General features: G+C 73.8%; 11 protein-coding genes. 8 read left to right on the top strand and 3 right to left on the bottom strand.

The genetic code is table 11. The features are described from left to right. The first annotated feature begins 29 nt into the window (after positions 1-29). From PIR53_03245 to PIR53_03225, 5 genes are read left to right on the top strand one after another with little or no spacing between them, the layout of a single operon-like run. Positions 30-2,021 (top strand): alpha-1,4-glucan--maltose-1-phosphate maltosyltransferase, encoded by a 1,992-nt coding sequence (locus PIR53_03245; GenBank protein ID WZH53015.1) that lies wholly within the window; start codon positions 30-32, stop codon positions 2,019-2,021. Continuing rightward, positions 2,018-3,802, top strand: coding sequence for a maltose alpha-D-glucosyltransferase (treS, locus tag PIR53_03240; GenBank protein ID WZH53014.1), 1,785 nt, complete (start codon positions 2,018-2,020; stop codon positions 3,800-3,802). The genes PIR53_03245 and treS overlap by 4 nt, the downstream gene beginning before the upstream one ends. After that, the gene (locus PIR53_03235; GenBank protein WZH53013.1) at positions 3,799-5,313 is read left to right on the top strand and encodes a hypothetical protein; all 1,515 of its coding nucleotides are present in this window, start codon (positions 3,799-3,801) and stop codon (positions 5,311-5,313) included. Before treS ends, PIR53_03235 begins: the two co-directional genes overlap by 4 nt. Further along, the gene (glgB, locus tag PIR53_03230) at positions 5,310-7,502 is read left to right on the top strand and encodes a 1,4-alpha-glucan branching protein GlgB (protein ID WZH53012.1); all 2,193 of its coding nucleotides are present in this window, start codon (positions 5,310-5,312) and stop codon (positions 7,500-7,502) included. The genes PIR53_03235 and glgB overlap by 4 nt, the downstream gene beginning before the upstream one ends. A gap of 31 nt (positions 7,503-7,533) precedes the next feature. Further along, positions 7,534-8,346: an NUDIX hydrolase gene (locus tag PIR53_03225; protein WZH53011.1), complete on the top strand. Its 813-nt coding sequence runs from the start codon at positions 7,534-7,536 to the stop codon at positions 8,344-8,346. Here PIR53_03225 and PIR53_03220 read toward each other — a convergent pair. Further along, a complete protein-coding gene (locus PIR53_03220; protein ID WZH53010.1) occupies positions 8,301-9,251 on the bottom strand; it encodes an EamA family transporter in 951 nt (316 codons plus the stop codon). The genes PIR53_03225 and PIR53_03220 overlap by 46 nt on opposite strands. Before the next feature lie 73 nt (positions 9,252-9,324). Here PIR53_03220 and PIR53_03215 point away from each other — a divergent pair, with 73 nt between their 5' ends. Then, positions 9,325-10,230, top strand: a complete 906-nt coding sequence (locus PIR53_03215) for a LysR family transcriptional regulator (protein ID WZH53009.1) — start codon at positions 9,325-9,327, stop codon at positions 10,228-10,230. A 277-nt stretch (positions 10,231-10,507) separates the two neighbouring features. On the opposite strand, the gene PIR53_03210 is transcribed toward PIR53_03215, so the two are convergent. After that, entirely contained in the window at positions 10,508-11,500 is a 993-nt protein-coding gene (locus PIR53_03210) for a tetratricopeptide repeat protein (GenBank protein WZH53008.1), read from the bottom strand. A 123-nt stretch (positions 11,501-11,623) separates the two neighbouring features. Between PIR53_03210 and PIR53_03205 the strand changes: the two genes are divergently transcribed. Both PIR53_03205 and PIR53_03200 read left to right on the top strand, forming a co-directional pair. Continuing rightward, positions 11,624-12,364, top strand: coding sequence for an SDR family oxidoreductase (locus PIR53_03205; GenBank protein WZH53007.1), 741 nt, complete (start codon positions 11,624-11,626; stop codon positions 12,362-12,364). A 32-nt stretch (positions 12,365-12,396) separates the two neighbouring features. Continuing rightward, the gene (locus PIR53_03200; protein ID WZH53006.1) at positions 12,397-13,494 is read left to right on the top strand and encodes a serine/threonine-protein kinase; all 1,098 of its coding nucleotides are present in this window, start codon (positions 12,397-12,399) and stop codon (positions 13,492-13,494) included. Here PIR53_03200 and PIR53_03195 read toward each other — a convergent pair. After that, on the bottom strand, positions 13,473-14,756 hold the full coding sequence (locus PIR53_03195; protein ID WZH53005.1) for a hypothetical protein: 1,284 nt from the start codon (positions 14,754-14,756) through the stop codon (positions 13,473-13,475). The genes PIR53_03200 and PIR53_03195 overlap by 22 nt on opposite strands. Position 14,757: the final 1 nt, after the last annotated feature.

The following is a 14,757-nucleotide window of genomic DNA, read 5'->3' as shown; positions in this document are numbered from 1 at the left end:
GTCTGGCCCCACCCACTAGGTTCGGGACCATGGTCGGACGCATCCCCGTCATGAACGTCGCGCCCGTCGTCGACCTCGGCCGCCAACCGGCCAAGGCGACCCGGGACGAACCCTTCCGCGTGACCGCCACCGTCTTCCGGGAGGGTCACGACAAGCTGGGCGCCGAGGTGGTGCTCACGGACCCCGCGGGCGTGCAGCGCCCCCCGGTCCGCATGGAGCTCCACCCCACCGAGCCCAACGAGTACGCCGCGACCGTCACCCCCGACGTCGAGGGGGCGTGGACGTTCACGGTGCAGTCGTGGTCGGACCCGATCGCCACGTGGCAGCACGCGGCCGGGCTGAAGGTCCCGGCCGGTGTCGACGTGGAGCTCACCTTCCTCGAGGGCCGCCTGCTGCTCGAGCGCGTCCTCGCGGCGGGCGACCTGAGCGCCGAGGAGACGGCCGTCGTCACGACCGGCCTCGAGGCCGCCTCCGCGACCGGCGACCCGGCCGGGGCCCGCCTCGCCGCGCTGCAGGACCCCGCCCTCACCGCCGTGCTGGCAGCCCACCCGCTGCGCGAGCTGCTGACGCTCGAGGGCCCCTACCCGTTCTACGCCGACCGCCCGCGCGCCCTCTTCGGCAGCTGGTACGAGTTCTTCCCCCGCTCCGAGGGCGCCCGCATCGACAGCGACGGCAAGGTCGTGTCCGGCACGTTCCGCACCGCGGCGAAGCGCCTCGACGCCGTGGCCGCCGCCGGCTTCGACGTGGTCTACCTGCCGCCGATCCACCCGATCGGCGAGGTCAACCGCAAGGGCCCCAACAACACCCTCACGCCCGGCCCCGACGACCCGGGCTCGCCGTGGGCCATCGGGTCGAAGGACGGCGGCCACGACGCCATCCACCCCGACCTCGGCACCTTCGCCGACTTCGACGCGTTCGTCGCGCGCGCCGGCGAGCTGGGCCTCGAGGTCGCCCTCGACCTGGCGCTCCAGGCCGCGCCCGACCACCCCTGGGTCACCAGCAACCCGGAGTGGTTCACGACGCGAGCGGACGGCACGATCGCCTACGCGGAGAACCCGCCGAAGAAGTACCAGGACATCTACCCGATCAACTTCGACAACGACCCGACCGGCATCTGCCGCGAGGTGCTCCGCGTCGTCAAGCTCTGGATGAGCCACGGGGTGCGGATCTTCCGGGTCGACAACCCCCACACGAAGCCGGTCGCCTTCTGGGAGTGGCTGCTGCGCGAGGTCCGCCGCACCGACCCCGACGTCATCTTCCTCGCCGAGGCCTTCACGAAGCCGGCGATGATGCGGGGCCTGGGGGCGATCGGGTTCCACCAGTCCTACACCTACTTCACCTGGCGCACCGCGAAGTGGGAGATCGAGGAGTACCTCCGGGAGCTGACCTCGGAGACGGACCACCTGATGCGGCCGAACTTCTTCGTCAACACCCCCGACATCCTCCACGCGTCGCTGCAGTACGGCGGGCCCCCGGTCTTCAAGATCCGTGCGGCCCTCGCCGCCACCAGCTCCCCGACCTACGGGGTCTACGCGGGCTACGAGCTGTTCGAGCACGTCGCGGTGAAGCCCGGCAGCGAGGAGTACCTCGACTCGGAGAAGTACCAGGTGCGCATCCGCGACTGGGAGACCGCGGAGGCCGAGGGACGCACGCTGACGCCGTACCTCACCCGCCTCAACGAGGTACGGCGCGAGCACCGCGCCCTGCAGCTGCTCCGCAACCTCACGATCCACCACAGCGACGACGAGAACGTGCTGGTCTACTCCAAGCGCGCCACGGGTACCGCCGGGCCTGATGGAGCAGACGACGTCGTGATCGTGGTGATCAACCTGGACCCGCACGCCACGCGGGAGACCACCGTCCACCTGGACATGCCCTCGCTCGGTCTCGACTGGGGAGACGCCTACGAGGTCACCGACGTCTTCACCGGCGACACGTGGACCTGGCGCGAGCACAACTACGTCCGTCTCGACCCGGGCCACGAGCCGGCCCACGTGCTGACCCTCAGGAGCCTGCGATGACCGCCCACGACGACCCGCTCCCCCACGGCCCCCTGTCCACCGAGGTGCCCGAGGTGCCGGACGCCCCCGACGTCGAGCCCGCCGAGCCGATCGCCAACATCGAGCCCGAGTGGTTCAAGACGGCGGTGTTCTACGAGGTGCTCGTGCGCTCGTTCAAGGACTCCAACGGCGACGGCACCGGCGACTTCCGCGGACTCGTGGAGAAGCTGGACTACCTGGCGTGGCTGGGCGTCGACTGCCTGTGGATCCCGCCGTTCTTCCCCTCGCCGCTGCGCGACGGCGGCTACGACGTCGCCGACTACACGGGCGTCCATCCCGAGATCGGCACGATCGAGGACTTCCGGCACTTCCTCGACGAGGCGCACAAGCGCGGCATCCGCGTGATCATCGACTTCGTCATGAACCACACGAGCGACGCGCACCCGTGGTTCCAGGCGTCGCGCTCCGACCCGGACGGCCCGTACGGCGACTTCTACGTCTGGTCGGACAACGACGACCTCTACAACGAGGCCCGCATCATCTTCGTCGACACCGAGCCCTCGAACTGGACGTGGGACCCGGTGCGCCAGCAGTACTTCTGGCACCGCTTCTTCTCGCACCAGCCCGACCTCAACTTCGACAACCCCAAGGTCGAGGAGGCGATGATCGAGGCGATGGCGTTCTGGCTCGACATGGGCATGGACGGCTTCCGCCTCGACGCCGTGCCGTACCTGTTCGAGCGCGAGGGCACCAACGGCGAGAACCTCCCGGAGACCCACGGCGTGCTCAAGCGGGTGCGGAAGTTCGTCGACGAGAACTACCCGGGCCGGGTGCTGCTGTGCGAGGCCAACCAGTGGCCCGCCGACGTCGTGGAGTACTTCGGGGACTTCGAGTCCGGCGGCGACGAGTGCCACATGGCGTTCCACTTCCCCGTCATGCCGCGCATCTTCATGGCGGTGCGGCGCGAGTCGCGGTTCCCGATCTCGGAGATCCTCGAGCAGACGCCGGCGATCCCCGACAACTGCCAGTGGGGCATCTTCCTGCGCAACCACGACGAGCTGACGCTCGAGATGGTGACCGACGAGGACCGCGACTACATGTGGGCCGAGTACGCGCAGGACCCGCGCATGAAGGCCAACATCGGCATCCGGCGGCGGTTGGCGCCGCTGCTCGACAACGACATCAACCGCCTCGAGCTGTTCAACGCGCTGCTGCTCTCCCTGCCCGGCTCGCCGGTGCTCTACTACGGCGACGAGATCGGCATGGGCGACAACATCTGGCTCGGTGACCGCGACGGCGTGCGCACGCCGATGCAGTGGACCCCCGACCGCAACGCCGGCTTCTCGGTCGCCAACCCCGGCAAGCTCTTCCTGCCGCTGGTGCAGGACCCGGTCTACGGCTACCAGAGCGTCAACGTCGAGTCGCAGCTCGAGAACTCCTCGTCCCTGCTGCACTGGACGCGGCGCCTGCTCCAGGTGCGGCGCGGCCACCCGGCGTTCGGCCTCGGCGAGTTCCACGACCTCGGCGGCTCCAACCCGAGCGTGCTGTCGTTCGTGCGTGAGCACGTCGGTCCCGACGGGCAGCGCGACGTGGTGCTGTGCGTCAACAACCTGTCGCGCTTCCCCCAGCCGGTGGAGCTCGACCTGCGCCGCTTCGAGGGCTGCGACCTCGTCGAGACCCTCGGCGGCGTGCCGTTCCCCCGCATCGGCGAGCTGCCGTACCTGCTCACCCTCGGCGGCTACGGCTTCTACTGGTTCCGCATCACGCCCCCCGACTCCGCCACCACCGGAGGATCCGCATGAGCGAGACGCCCGACCCGACGAGCACCCCGCCGACCGGCCCGCCGGGCGACGACGCCCACACCGTCGAGGAGCGGCTGACCGAGCTGCTCGCCCGCGCCCGCTGGTTCGGCGGCAAGGGACGCCCGTTCACGGTCTCCGACGTGCACCGCGTCGGTGACCTCGGCGGCACCGGCGGCGCCGAGGACCCGCTGGTGGTCGTCGAGCTCGTCGAGGTGACCTACACCGACGACGCCGGGGGCACGGGCGGCACCGAGGCGGCGACGGAGCTCTACCAGGTGCCGCTCGCCTGCTACCGCGACCACCAGGAGCGCCTCGACCACGCCTTCGTCGGGTGGTGGGACGTGCCGGGCCTCCCGGCCGACGAGGACGGCTCGGCGTCGTACGCCCACGTCTACGACGCGGCCCACGACCGCGTCGCCCTCCACGCCTGGCTCGCCGCCTTCGACCGGGCGGGGAACGGCGCGGCTGGGGGCGCCTGGCGGGTCGGGGGCCTCGACTTCCACCGCCTGCCCGGCCACGACCTCGAGGTCGACGCCCGCGCGAGCCTCTTCAGCGGCGAGCAGTCCAACTCGTCGGTGATGTTCGGCGAGGACGCGCTCATGAAGATCTTCCGCAAGGTCACGCCGGGCGTGAACCCCGACGTCGAGGTGCACGAGGTGCTCACGCGCGCCGGCTCCCCCCACGCCGCCGAGCTATTCGGCTGGCTCGACGTCGCCGTCGAGGGCGGCGTCGTGCAGCTCGCGATGCTGCAGCAGTTCCTGCGCACGGCCAGCGACGGGTGGGACCTCGCCCAGGCCTCGGTGCGCAACCTCTTCGCCGAGGCCGACCTGCACGCCGACGAGGTCGGCGGCGACTTCGCCGGCGAGGCCGCCCGCCTGGGCGTCGCCCTGGCCGAGACGCACGCGGCGCTCGCCCAGCACTTCCCCGTCGAGGTACGGCGCGGCGACGCCACCGCCGGGCTGGCCGCCGCGATGACCTCCCGCCTCGAGGCCGCCCTCGCGGTGGTGCCGGAGCTGGAGCCGCACGCCGAGGGCCTGCGCCGCCTGTTCGCACGGGTCGCCCAGCTCGACGAGGTGCCCGTGCAGCGCGTGCACGGCGACCTCCACCTGGGGCAGACGCTGCGCACCACCAAGGGCTGGAAGATCGTCGACTTCGAGGGCGAGCCGGCCAAGCCGCTGGCCGAGCGCGTGCGCCCCGACTCCGTCTGGCGCGACGTCGCCGGGATGCTGCGGTCGTTCGACTACGCCCCCCGGGTCGCCGCCCGCACCCTGGAGGCGCCCGACGAGGCGACGGCCCGCCAGCGCCACCACCGCGCCGAGGAGTGGGCCGGGCACAACCGCCGCGCCTTCCTCACGAGCTACGCCGGACGGGGACTGACCCCCGCCGAGGAGGTCCTCCTCAGCGCGTACGTCGCGGACAAGGCGGTCTACGAGACCGTCTACGAGACCCGCAACCGCCCCGGCTGGGTGGGCATCCCCCTGGCCGCGATCGCACGGATCGGAGCCGCATGACCTCCCCCTCGAGCCCGACCCCGGGACCCGCACCCGTCGACGTCGCGGAGCTGGAGCTCCTCGTCGCCGGCGAGCACGGAGACCCGCACACCGTGCTCGGCCCCCACGTGCACGACGGCGCGGTGACGGTGCGGGTGCTCCGGCACCTCGCCACCGCCGTCGAGGTCGTCCACGCCGGCGGCCGCGTGCCGCTCACCCACGAGCGGGGCGGGATCTGGGTCGGCGTGCTGCCCGTCGCCGACGTGCCCGACTACCGCCTCCGCATCGCGTACGGCGAGGAGGAGCCCGTCGAGGTCGACGACCCCTACCGGTTCCTCCCCACGCTCGGCGAGACGGACCTCCACCTCGTCAACGAGGGCCGGCACGAGCAGCTCTGGACGGTGCTCGGCGCCCACGTGCGCCACTACCCCGGCGCGCTCGGCGACGTGCACGGCACGTCGTTCGCGGTCTGGGCGCCCCAGGCCCGCGCCGTACGGGTCAAGGGCGACTTCTCGTCCTGGGACTCGCGGGAGCTGCCGATGCGCCAGCTCGGCGTGTCCGGGGTGTGGGAGCTGTTCCTGCCGGGCGTCGGCGCCGGTGCGCGCTACAAGCTCGACGTGCTCGGGGCCGACGGCGTGTGGCGGGAGAAGGCGGACCCGCTGGCGTTCCACACCGAGGTCGCCCCCCGCACCGCGTCGGTCGTGCACACCTCGCACCACGAGTGGCACGACGACGAGTGGATGACGGCCCGCGCCGGCAAGCAGCCGGTCGAGGAGGCCATGTCGATCTACGAGCTCCACCTGGCCTCGTGGCGCCGCGGGCGGTCCTACGACGAGCTGGCCGACGAGCTGGTGCCCTACCTGGCCGACCTCGGGTTCACGCACGTCGAGCTGATGCCCGTCATGCAGCACCCGTTCGGCGGCTCGTGGGGCTACCACGTGACGTCGTACTACGCGACGGACGCGCGCTTCGGCGACCCCGACGGCTTCAAGCGCCTCGTCGACCGGCTGCACCAGGCCGGGATCGGCGTCATCCTCGACTGGGTGCCCGGCCACTTCGCCACCGACGAGTGGGCGCTGGCGCGCTTCGACGGCACGCCGCTGTACGAGGACCCCAACCCCCAGCGCGGCTGGCACAAGGAGTGGGGCAGCCACATCTTCAACTTCGGTCGGCGCGAGGTGCGCAACTTCCTCGTGGCGAACGCGCTCTTCTGGCTCGAGGAGTTCCACGCCGACGGCCTGCGCGTCGACGGGGTGGCCTCGATGCTCTACCTCGACTACTCGCGCGAGGAGGGCGAGTGGACGCCCAACGTCCACGGCGGCCGCGAGAACCTCGAGGCGGTGCAACTGCTGCAGGAGACCAACGCGACCGTCTACAAGCGGGTGCCCGGCGCGGTCATGATCGCCGAGGAGTCGACCTCGTGGCCGGGGGTCACGAAGCCGACGAGCAGCGACGGGCTCGGCTTCGGGTTCAAGTGGAACATGGGGTGGATGCACGACTCGCTGGGCTACGTGGCCCACGACCCGGTGCACCGGTCCTACCACCACGGCGAGCTGACGTTCTCGCTCGTCTACGCCTTCTCCGAGAACTTCGTGCTGCCGATCAGCCACGACGAGGTCGTGCACGGGAAGGGCTCGCTGCTGCGCAAGATGCCGGGCGACCGGTGGCGCCAGCTCGCGAACCTGCGGGCCTACCTGGCCTTCATGTGGGCCCACCCGGGCAAGCAGCTGCTCTTCATGGGCTGCGAGCTGGGGCAGGAGTCGGAGTGGGCGGAGGCCCGGGAGCTCGACTGGTGGCTGCTCGACCACCCGGAGCACCGCGGCGTGCAGTCGCTCGTGCGCGACCTCAACCACGTGTACGCCGCCTCCCCCGCCCTGTTCGGCAGCGACAACGACCCGTCGGGGTTCTCCTGGATCGACGCCAACGACGCGGCCCGCAACACGTTCTCCTTCGTGCGGCGCACGCCGGGCGCACCGGACGTCGTCTGCGTGGCCAACTTCTCCGCCGTGCCGCACCGGGACTTCCGGCTGGGCCTGCCGAGCGAGGGCCGTTGGGAGGAGGTGCTCAACACCGACGCGGAGGGCTACACCGGCTCCGGGGTCGGCAACCTGGGCGCCGTCGAGGCCGTCGCGGGCGACCACCACGGCCAGCCGGCCCACGCCGACATCGTCGTACCGCCGCTGGCGTGCGTGTGGTTCCGGAAGGTCTGACCGCCTCCGCCAGGTCGGTAGGGTGGCGTCCGTGAGTGCCGCCCCCGCCCCCGTGTCGGTCACCACGCTCTCGCCGGGCGTCGCGCACGTCACGTGGGGCTCCTCCGTCACCGACCAGGGCTGGACCGCGGCCGTCGGGCTCGTGCGCACCGCGGTCGAGACCGCGCTCGTCGACCACGCGCGGGTCGAGGCGCGGGTGCGCGCCGACGACGCGCTCGGGCAGCGGGTGGCCACCTGGTCGGGCCTGCGCCGCGAGGGCGTGCTGCGCGGCATCCCGCTGCCGGAGGGTCCGGTCGACCACGTGCTCTACGCCCGCCTCGCCGACGACGTGCCGGCCGACGCACCCGAGGGCTTCCGCGCGCTGCTGAACTCGTTCCTGCCCCGCAAGCGCGCGATCGGCCAGATGCTGGTGCGCGACCACGAGGGTCGGGTGCTGCTCTGCCAGCTCACCTACAAGCGCGACTGGGACCTCCCCGGCGGTGTCGTCGAGGTCAACGAGTCACCGCAGCTGGCGACCTCGCGCGAGGTGCGCGAGGAGCTGGCCCTGGACATCCCGGCGGGCCGGCTGCTCCTCACCGACTGGCTGCCGCCGTGGAGCGGCTGGGACGACGCCGTGACCCTCGTGTTCGACGGCGGCGTCCACGACGGCGCGGACCTCGTGTCCCGTGTCGTGAAGGAGGAGAAGGAGATCAAGGGGATCGCCTTCTGCACGCCCGAGGAGGTCCTCGAGCGCTGCGCCGACTTCACCGCCCGCCGCGTCGTCGCGGCGCTGGAGAACCTGGGCGGCGGCGCGCCGGCCTACACCGAGTCCGGACGGCACGGCACCGACTCCCCCGAGGGCTGAAGCACCGGCGCCACCCCCTCCGCCGGGACGGGCACGGGGTCCGTCCCGCGCCGCCGCGTCGGGAGCAGCGCGACCGCCGCACCGGCGAGCAGCACCAGCCCGCCGACGACCTCGAGCGACGCCGGCCGGTCGCCGAGCAGCAGCCACGCCGAGCCCATGGCGACCGGGGGCACGAGCAGGATCCACGGCACGACCTTCCCGGCGGGGTACCGACCGAGCAGCGCGGTGAAGATGCCGTAGCCCACGAGCGAGGACAGCACGGCCGTGTAGAGGGTCGACAGCAACGCCGGCACCCCGATCGCGGCGATGCCGGACGCGACCGCCGCGGGGCCGTCGAGGAGGAGGGACAGCCCCAGCGCCGGCACGGGTACGACGAGCGCCGACCACACCGTCAGGGAAAGACCGCCGGAGGCGCCCGCCGCCCGGGCGGCCACGTTGCCCGCCGCCCACGACAGCGCGCCGGCGAGGCACAGCAGCAGCGCCGGGAGCGGGGTGGTCACGTCGCGACCGACCGCGACGACCGCGAGGCCGAGGCTGCCGACCAGCACCCCGACGCCCTGGCGGGCACTGGGCCGCTCCCCCAGCACGCCGGCCGCGATGACGATCGTGAGCAGCACCTGGGCCTGGAGCACGAGCGCGGCCAGGCCCGGCGGCATGCCGGCGTGCATCGCGGCGTACAGGAACCCGAACTGGCCCAGGGACATGAGCAGCCCGACGCGGGCGACGGCGGTCCAGGGCAGGTCGGGCCGCGGCACGAGGAGCACGGCGGGCAGGACGACGACGGTGAAGCGCAGCGCGAGGAAGAGCAGCGGCGGGATGCCGACCATCCCCCACTCGATGACGACGAAGTTGAAGCCCCACAGCAGGGCGACCAGCAGCGCCAGCAGCGCGTCACGACGGCTCATGGGTCCATGCTCGGGGCGACCGACCGTGCAGCACCAGCGAATGATCACGCACGAAACGTTGTACGGTCGCTTCATGATCGACCTCGGTGCACTCCAGTCCCTCCGCGCCGTCGACGAGCACGGCTCGGTCGTCGCCGCGGCCGACGCCCTCGGCTTCACGCCCAGCGCGGTCTCGCAGCAGGTGAAGCGCCTCGAGAAGCAGGCCGGCGTGGCGTTGCTCGAGCGCGTCGGCCGCGGGGTGCTGCTCACCGGAGCCGGGCGGCGCCTCGTCGACGACGGCGCCCGCGTGCTCGCCGACCTCGAACGTGTCGAGGCCGACCTGCACGCCTACTCCCGCACGGTCGCGGGACACGTGCGCCTCGCCTTCTTCTCCACCGCGATGCGCGGCCTCGCCGCGCCGGTGACCCGGCGTCTCCTCGACGCCCACCCCGACCTGCGGATCACGCTCAGCGAGGAGGAGCCCTGGGACGCCGTCGACCTCGTCGCCCGCGGCCGGGTCGAGGTCGCCGTCGCCCACGCCTGGGGCGACGTCGCGCTCGCGGTCCCGGAGCACGTGGTGGCCACCGAGCTCGGCCACGACCCCGCGCACGCCATCGTGCGGCGCGACCACCCCCTCGCGGGGCGCGGCAGCGTCACCGCCGCCGACCTCGCGGACGAGGAGTGGATCGCCACCCCGCCCGGCACCATCTGCCGCCAGTGGCTCGAGCGCATGCACGACGGCACCGGGCGGCGACCGCGGATCGCCCACCAGTCACGGGAGTTCGAGTGCCACCTGGCGCTGGTCTCCGCCGGGCTCGGCACCGCGCTGGTGCCCCGCCTCGGCCGGGCCCCGCTGGGCGACGACCTGGTGGCGCTGGGCGTCACCGACCCGGCACCGACCCGCACCGTCACGGTGCTGCACCGGCGCACCCTCGCCGGGTCGCCCGCCGTGGCCGCGGTGGTCGACGAGCTGCGCCGCAGCTGGGCCGCCGGGACCTGACTCGCGGCGCCCGACCACCTCAGCGCCCGGCCCGCCGCCGTCCCCCACTCGAGACGTCATGCGCTCCGGCTCCCCCGGCCCGCGACTTGCATGACGTCCGGAGACTCTCCGAACTGTGCGCCTGGTGCACCCCCGACCGAGCCGGACCACCCCCGACCGCACATTTCCGCGCCCACCGCCCGGCCCGCCGCCGTCCCCCACTCGAGACGTCATGCGCCCCGGCGCCCCCAGCCGGCGGTTCGCATGACGTCCGGGAGCGAGCCCCGCCGGCCAGCGATCAGAACAGTGCGGACGCCAGCTGCTGGCGGCCCCGGGCCACCCGCGGGTCGCCGTTGCCGACGACGCCGAAGAGCTCGACGAGGTGCTGCCGGGCGCGCTCACGCTCGTCACCCGCCGTGCGGCGCACGACGTCGATGAGCCGGGCGAACGCGTCGTCGACGTGCCCGCCGAGCAGGTCGAGGTCGGCGACGAGGAGCTGGGCGTCGACGTCCTCGGGCGCCGCGGCGGCCGCCGCGCGGGCGGCGTTGAGGTCGGCGTCGGCCGTGCGCTGCAGGAGCTTGGCGCGGGCGAGGCCGACCGCCGCCTCGGCGTCGGCGGGGTTGGCGGCGACGAGCTTCTCGTACTCCGCCACCGCCGCCGCCGCGTCGCCCGACGCGATCGCGTCCTCGGCAGCCGCGAAGCGCGGGTCGAGGGCGGGCTCGTCGTCACCGTCGGCGACCGGGGCGGCCGAGCGGGGCTGGTGCCGGCTCGTCACGCCCTGGGCCACCAGCTGCTGCATCACCTGGGTGAGCGCGGCCCGCAGCTCCTCGAGCGGCACGACGTCCTGGAACAGCGGCATCGGCCGCCCGTCGAGCACGGCGACCACGAGCGGGATCGACGGGATCTGCATCGCCTGCGCGATCTGGGGCGTCGCGTCGATGTCGACGAGGCCGAGGAGGAACCGGCCCTCGAACTCGCTCGACAGCGCGGCGAGGTCGTCGGCGAGCTGGCCGCTCTCCGGCATCCGCGTGCGCGAGAAGAAGACGAGCAGCACGGGAGCGGTGCGCGACGACTCCAGCACCGTCTGGAAGTTCTGCTCGTCGACGGTCAGCGCGTACGGCGCGACCACGCCGCCCTCGCCACCGGACGGTCCACCGGGAGCACCACCGGGAGCACCGCCGGGAGCACCGCCGGGCCCGCCCGGAGCGGATCCGGGGGCCGGGGCGCCCGCCGGACGCTTGAGGCTCGACAGGTCGATCGCACCAGGACGGGAGAACGGTCGCTGCGTCATGGGCGCCATTGTGGCGGATCGTCCGACGGACGTGCCGGGAGGGCGTCCGGAGGGTGACCACCGCGGAGCGGGTCGTGCATGATGGTCGCTCCTCGTCGACATCTCGGGAAGACAGGGACCGCGTTGAACTACCCCCGCTACGACTACTCCGGCCACCGGGTCGCCGTCCTGGGCGGCACCCAGGGCACGGGCCTGGCGATCGCCCACGCCTTCGCCGACGCGGGTGCCGAGGTGACCGTCACCGGCGCCCAGCACCTCACCGGCTTCTACGACGCCGACCTCTCGCGGTTCCGCTACCGCCCCCTCGCGCTCGACCACCCGGAGGCGATCGTCGACTTCGCGTCCGGCACGGACCGGCTGGACGCGCTCGTCGTCGCCGCGGCGCCGGAGCTGCCGCGCCACCTCGGGCACGCGGACCGCGAGTTCGTCGTCGAGGCGTGCCGGCTCGGCCTGGCCGGCCCCGCGCAGGCCGTGCGTCGCCTTCGTCCGGCCCTGTCGACGAGCGCCGCGCAGGGCGGCGGCGCGGTCGTCCTCACCCCCGCCGCCGCTCGGTGGTGGGCGCTCGGCGGGGACGGCCCGGAGGCGGAGGACACGTTCGTGCGGGCGGTCGGTGACCTCGCTGACGGCATGGAGCGCCACGGGGTGCGGGTGAACGGGTGCCTGGCCACCCCGACGCAGGGTCCGGCGTACCACGTGCAGATCGAGCGCCACGCCCCGCGCACCTCGGGCACGCTGCTGGCCCGGCCCCGCCGCGTGCGCGGCAGCCTCACCGAGGCCACGCGCGCCGCCGTCGTCGATCTCGTGCAGTTCCTCGCGAGCGCCGGCGCGGCGGGTCTGACCGGGCAGACGCTGCGGGTCGGCTGAGCCGGAGGCCCCGCACGGCCTAGGCTGGGCGCGTGGGTGAGGTCTTCGCGGGGCGTTACGAGCTGATCGAGCCCATCGGCATGGGCGGCATGGGTGCCGTCTGGACGGTCCACGACCGCTCCGACGGGCGCGTCAAGGCGGCCAAGATCCTCCGCCAGTCCGATGCCGCGTCGCTGCTCCGCTTCGTGCGGGAGCAGTCGGTGCGCATCGCCCACCCCCACGTCGTCACGCCCGAGTCGTGGGCGGGCATGGACGACCGCGTCCTCTTCACGATGCCCCTCGTGGCGGGCGGTTCGGTCGCCGACCTCCTCAAGGAGCGGGGCGCGCTGCCGCTGCCGTGGGTGGGCGTGCTGCTCGACCAGCTGCTCGAGGCGCTCGAGGCCGTCCACGCCGCCGGTGTCGTCCACCGTGACGTCAAGCCGGCCAACCTGCTGCTCGAGCCCACCGGCACCGGGTGGCCCCACCTGCGCCTCACCGACTTCGGCATCGCCGTGCCCGTCGACGAGCCGCGCCTCACCCACGGCCCGATGGCCGTCGGGTCCCCCGGATACATGGCGCCCGAGCAGTGGCACGGGGGCGACCCCGACCCCCGCCAGGACGTGTACGCCGTGGGCCGCGTCGGCCTCGAGATGCTCACCGGGGTGCGCCCCGAGAAGGGCAGCACCGCGGTGGCCGGCGACGCTCTCCCCGAGCCGCGGGACGTCGCCGAGCGCCTCGTGACGGTGCTGGCGCGGGCCGCCGCCGAGGAGCCGGGCGACCGCTACCCGGACGCGGGGTCGCTGCGCGCCGCGCTCCGCGAGCTGCAGCTCCTCGACCAGCCCGCCGGCGACGTGCCCGTGGTCGTGCCGCAGCGTCTCGCCCTCGACACCACCGGACCGGCGGGCGTCAGCTGGTCGGCGCCGTCCGGCCCCACCGACGTCACGGCGGCCCACGGCGCCCCGACCCAGGTCGGAGGCACCCTGGTCCACGGCGCGGGCGCGACCCGGGTCGACGGCGGCACCCGGGTGGACCGCGGCGGCCAGCGCACGGCAGCCGCGCCGCGCCGCGGCGTCTCCGTGCCCGGCCTCGCACTGCTCGTGCTCGGCCTGCTCGCGGTCGTCGCGGGGCTCTACCTCCTGCTGACGGCCTGACGCCGCACCAGGAGACCCCCGCCGGCGGCGAGCACGAGCCCCACCGCGACGAGCGCGCCACCGGCGACGTACTGCACGGTCGACGACGACGCGTCGTCCGCGGCGACCGGCGCGCCGAGCGGTACGGCGTCGGTCGCGTCCGCGCCGGCGAGGAACGGCGGCGCGGTCGTGTGCTCGACCGTCGTCGGCTCCCCCTCGACGCCCACGCGCAGCGTGTAGGGCACCTCGTCCAGCCCGTCGAGGTCGACGGCGTCCATCGAGACGACCACCAGGTACTCCCCTGGCAGGTAGGGACCGTTGAACGAGTCGAAGCGGTTGCGGTGCAACACCGGGCCGGCGACCGCCTGGGCACGCGCGGGCTCGGAGCCCAGGGACCCGTAGTCGCCGAGCGTGCGGTCCGCGGACAGCATCGGGTCGCGCAGGGTGAGGGTGATGTCGGTGCCGTACCCGAGCTCCGTGGCGTCGTCGGCGGACAGCGCCGGGCTCACCACCTCGGCCCGCAGCGTCTGGCCCTCCGCGACGGCCACGCGGTACGCGACCTGACCGCCCGCCGGCACGGTCCCGCGCCAGATCCCGTCCCCGACGAGCGGGGCGTCGGCGACGTCCCGACCACCCGGCCGGTCCCGGGGGTCCCCGGACGCGTCGACCTGCCCGCGCTCGGCCTCGGCCGGGTCCGGCAGGGCGTCGACGTCCTCGACCGACGACTCCTCGACCACGCGGAACCACACCTCGGTCGAGGCGGACCCCGCGCTGGCCCCGCGGCTCAGCTCGACCTGGAGGGTGGAGGCGTCGACGCACGGCTCGTCGGCGGGGGTCCCGGACGAGGTCGCCGGGTCCGCCGGACCGACGAGGGTGGACGCCGTCACCAGGCCGAGCTCGTCCTCCGTGCGCGACCCCGACGCCTGGACGCAGTAGTCCTCGTCGGCCGTGCTCACCTCGACCGAGAGGGACTCGGCGCTGTCCGGGCTCGCGCCCGGGGTGACGGCCGCGACGTGGATCGTGCTGCCCTCCTGCTCGCGGCGCACCTGGAAGTAGCCGGTCGCCCCGTCGCCCCCCAGCGTCGTGCGGCTCCAGCCCCGCGGCAGCGTCGTGGGCGCCCCGGCGTCGGTGCCGTCCACCGCGGGTGCGTCCTCAGGCAGCGCGAGCTGCACGTCCGCCTCGGCGGCGGCAGCGGGACCGACGAGCACGGCTCCGGAGGCGGCCGCGGGCAGCACGAGGGCGGTGGCGAGCAGGAGGCGGCGAGCGGTGTGGGAGGGACGCACG

This window comes from Nocardioides alkalitolerans, assembly GCA_038184435.1.
In the GTDB taxonomy this organism is placed as follows: domain Bacteria; phylum Actinomycetota; class Actinomycetes; order Propionibacteriales; family Nocardioidaceae; genus Nocardioides; species Nocardioides alkalitolerans_A.
The sequence above is the reverse complement of the archived record's forward strand: the minus strand, read 5'-3'. Positions and strand labels throughout refer to the sequence as shown.

Bases quoted from the DNA above. Each gene is read 5' to 3' on its own strand.
- PIR53_03245 (WZH53015.1), top strand. From the start codon at position 30: ATGGTCGGACGCATCCCCGTCATGAACGTCGCGCCCGTCGTCGACCTC.
- treS (WZH53014.1), top strand. From the start codon at position 2,018: ATGACCGCCCACGACGACCCGCTCCCCCACGGCCCCCTGTCCACCGAG.
- PIR53_03235 (WZH53013.1), top strand. From the start codon at position 3,799: ATGAGCGAGACGCCCGACCCGACGAGCACCCCGCCGACCGGCCCGCCG.
- glgB (WZH53012.1), top strand. From the start codon at position 5,310: ATGACCTCCCCCTCGAGCCCGACCCCGGGACCCGCACCCGTCGACGTC.
- PIR53_03220 (WZH53010.1), bottom strand. From the start codon at position 9,251: ATGAGCCGTCGTGACGCGCTGCTGGCGCTGCTGGTCGCCCTGCTGTGG.
- PIR53_03215 (WZH53009.1), top strand. From the start codon at position 9,325: ATGATCGACCTCGGTGCACTCCAGTCCCTCCGCGCCGTCGACGAGCAC.
- PIR53_03210 (WZH53008.1), bottom strand. From the start codon at position 11,500: ATGACGCAGCGACCGTTCTCCCGTCCTGGTGCGATCGACCTGTCGAGC.